Genomic DNA, 2781 nt, shown 5'->3' on the forward strand with positions numbered 1-2781 from the left:
GCTGAAAATGCCGACCTTTGAATGGGTTCATGTGCTGCTCCGTCAGCAAAAGGTGGCCATAATTTTATCACTTCCACATTTTTGCAACAGTGCCCTACGCAAAGGCCAGGCTTCAGCATTTTATTATGGTGATCCCCTGGGCGAGATGCGTCTGGTCAGCCGAGTTTTTGAAATGTAAGGCCTTTCAGTAAGACAAAAGGCTACCTCATCGCTAATTTTGCAACAGTGCCGTTCTTCCTTGCCACTGTACATGGTTAGGAGATTCAAAAAAGGTCGATTGAATCTCCTAACCATGAACCCTTTGGAAGAGGGAGTAACCATTTCATTAACTCAAAATAGCGAAGTTACACGTCTGGAAGTATGTAATATCCTTAAAATATGAATCTCGTTGTCGTAATAGCGGTACAGCATAATAAAAGGGAAATGCGGTACAATCAGTTTACGATACTGTTCATCAGGATTGTTGCGTGCTTTCACACCAGCAACCGGATTCGTCAACAACAGAGTCGCCAGCTCTTCAAATCTGGCATCAATCCTGTCCGCCAGTAATAATCCAGCCTGTTCAAAGAAATAGAGATAAATTTGCTCTCTGTCTGTCTGAGCCGGAGTGTCCCACAGAATTTTATTCAACTGAGTCACCGGAGAGTTTCAGGCGTAATGCTGCAATGCGCTGGGCACTTTCATCATGACTGATAAAAGTGTTCTGCCTGTTCTCGCTACGTGCAATAGCTTTGTCAATTTCAGACTCCAGCCAGAAGGCGTAGGTGTTTTTCTGATAATCACGCTCTTCTTCAGCCAGTTCTTCGGCTTTCTGTCGCATAAGTTTGGTTAAGTCTGTTTGCTGACGTTTTGCCGCTAGCATGGCGAGTCGTTTGGTTTCTTCATCAATACGAAAGTGGATTGTGTCCATTGACGCTCCTCAATAAATGATGTGTTGCTGTTTGTGTTGTCATCATAGCATGGATAATAAAAACTACCATTGTTTAATGCCGCTACAAGATGAAAGATATCGTGGATCAGTTCGGAGCAACGCCCGCCGAAATCAGGGCGTTATTCAGCCATCAGCTGGAAGCGATCCGCACGACGGAAATCAGGGAAAAAATACTGGCGGTGGGGCTGCCGATCTGACGAATTTCCAGTGAAATTATTGTATTGGGGTACTACGCCGGAACCCCAGATTTTTCCGTTACCCCAGTTTAAGTCCTGCAACCAGTGCATCCAGGTCAATAATTTCATTGTTGCTCTGGAAGGTGTAATGCCCGTTCAATAAAATGTGCTGCCAGGCCACCGGTGATATCCTGGTTAGCGTCTCAATGCCTTTGGAGTTCCCTTCTGCTTCCAGTCGCTCCAGTAATCGTGACAGGATCGCGGAGTTGTAATAAACGATCGCGTTGGAGATCAACCGCCCGCACTGATTACTGATTTCCGTTTCAAGATCATTTTTCCCGGTTAACTCCTTCTTTCCGCCGACTTTGGAGACGGCTGCGCGCAGCTGGTGATAAGATTCAATCCGGTTCTGGGAGCGACGGATATTACGTTCCAGTTGCGGATCACGCAGATACTTCAGCGTGTAAATGCTGCGAACCAGTCGGTCATATTCAAATACAGCCTTTCTTGTCGGGTTAGTTGTTGTGTAAGTACACAGTTTGCGGATCAGCGTTCCCTGCGTCATTTCCTTCAGCCCCAGCGTGGCGACAATACGCTCGAGGTTACTTTTTTCCCGGGGGATAAGGTCCAGGTCAATTTGCCCGACTGGCTGAATCAGACATTTTTTATATGTCGATGGGTCTCTGGTGCAGTACAGCTCATGCAGTTGCCTGTTCAGATCGGTGAAATGAGGTTCAAAACGCAGGCCAAACCAGTGCAGGATCGCAAAGTTGGCTTTGTTGATGCTGTGCATATCACCGGTGATGGCCGTGGGTTTCACCTCTGAGGTGTTGCGATACCAGATATCAAAGACATGGTGGCCTTCATAGTCATTTGTGCCAATCAGATAGCCATAGATCGGGATGTGATTACACAACAACGTGTAGGCCACCATACCTTTACCGCGCCCGAAATATTTACGTGAATGTCTGGCTTTTACCGTTGGCCGCTCAACGCCAAATTTTTGCCCGTCAACGGCACCATAAAGCGTTTCCGGGTCAAACGAATAGAGAGGAAAAATCGGCAGTTCCTTAAGGGTATCAGTAATGCGATCATTGGCCGTGAGAAGCGACGCAAGGCGAAGATACTGCTCGTACGTGGTTTCCAGCACATGGAATGGAATATCGCTGGTTCGTGCCATCACATGATGGCCATGGTTCATAGCCTGAGCAACAATGACCGCCATCAGACTGTCTGCATCGGCATATTTTTTTGCATAACGGGGCTGCAGCGGCTTCATCGCCGGGAGAAACCGGCACTGTTCGTTAACAAAGCGGAAGACGTCGGTTATATCGCAGAACGGTAGCTGTTCATAAAAGCGCTTCTTCTGTGCCTTGTGACGACTGATCACCGATTTATGTCAGGTCAGTTTCTGCGTGTCCCTATCGTATTCCAGATGTTTCAGCTTCCCCTGCTTCAGCTCCCGGTTGAACGCTTTCCACTGCCGGTGCAGCTCGGACTCCAGCGTTTTGAGCTGAGTTTTAATCGCCTTCTGCAGAAAGGGGATATTCATGTCAGCCAGCGCTGCGTCCTGTTCCCCTGTTCTGGTCAAGTTAATCAGGACACTTTTTTATCAGACATCTGTTCATAGCGTACCGGAGATATTTCCCCGTTCGCCGTATGATTTCTGTCAAG

Annotated in this window: 3 protein-coding genes and 2 pseudogenes; 2 read left to right on the forward strand and 3 right to left on the reverse strand. The window is 47.5% G+C overall.

The features are described from left to right. Positions 1 to 91 precede the first annotated feature (91 nt). A pseudogene (locus B9Y90_RS27055) lies at positions 92 to 178 on the forward strand (IS6 family transposase); the annotation flags it as partial. Positions 179 to 330: 152 nt separating this feature from the next. On the opposite strand, the gene B9Y90_RS25800 reads toward B9Y90_RS27055, so the two are convergent. Then, on the reverse strand, positions 331 to 630 hold the full coding sequence (locus B9Y90_RS25800) for a type II toxin-antitoxin system RelE/ParE family toxin (RefSeq protein ID WP_176227945.1): 300 nt from the start codon (positions 628 to 630) through the stop codon (positions 331 to 333). Continuing rightward, on the reverse strand, positions 623 to 910 hold the full coding sequence (locus tag B9Y90_RS25805) for a damage-inducible protein J (protein WP_085543122.1): 288 nt from the start codon (positions 908 to 910) through the stop codon (positions 623 to 625). The genes B9Y90_RS25800 and B9Y90_RS25805 overlap by 8 nt, the downstream gene beginning before the upstream one ends. A gap of 89 nt (positions 911 to 999) precedes the next feature. Between B9Y90_RS25805 and B9Y90_RS25810 the strand changes: the two genes are divergently transcribed. Then, entirely contained in the window at positions 1000 to 1128 is a 129-nt protein-coding gene (locus B9Y90_RS25810; RefSeq protein ID WP_085543123.1) for a PHP domain-containing protein, read from the forward strand. Positions 1129 to 1186: 58 nt separating this feature from the next. Here the strand turns inward: B9Y90_RS25810 and B9Y90_RS25815 are convergent. After that, positions 1187 to 2668: pseudogene (locus tag B9Y90_RS25815) on the reverse strand (Tn3 family transposase); the annotation flags it as partial. Between the last annotated feature and the right edge of the window lie 113 nt (positions 2669 to 2781).

Origin of the sequence: Cedecea sp. NFIX57 (assembly GCF_900177785.1) — a bacterium.
GTDB classification, from domain to species: Bacteria; Pseudomonadota; Gammaproteobacteria; order Enterobacterales; family Enterobacteriaceae; genus Cedecea; species Cedecea neteri_C.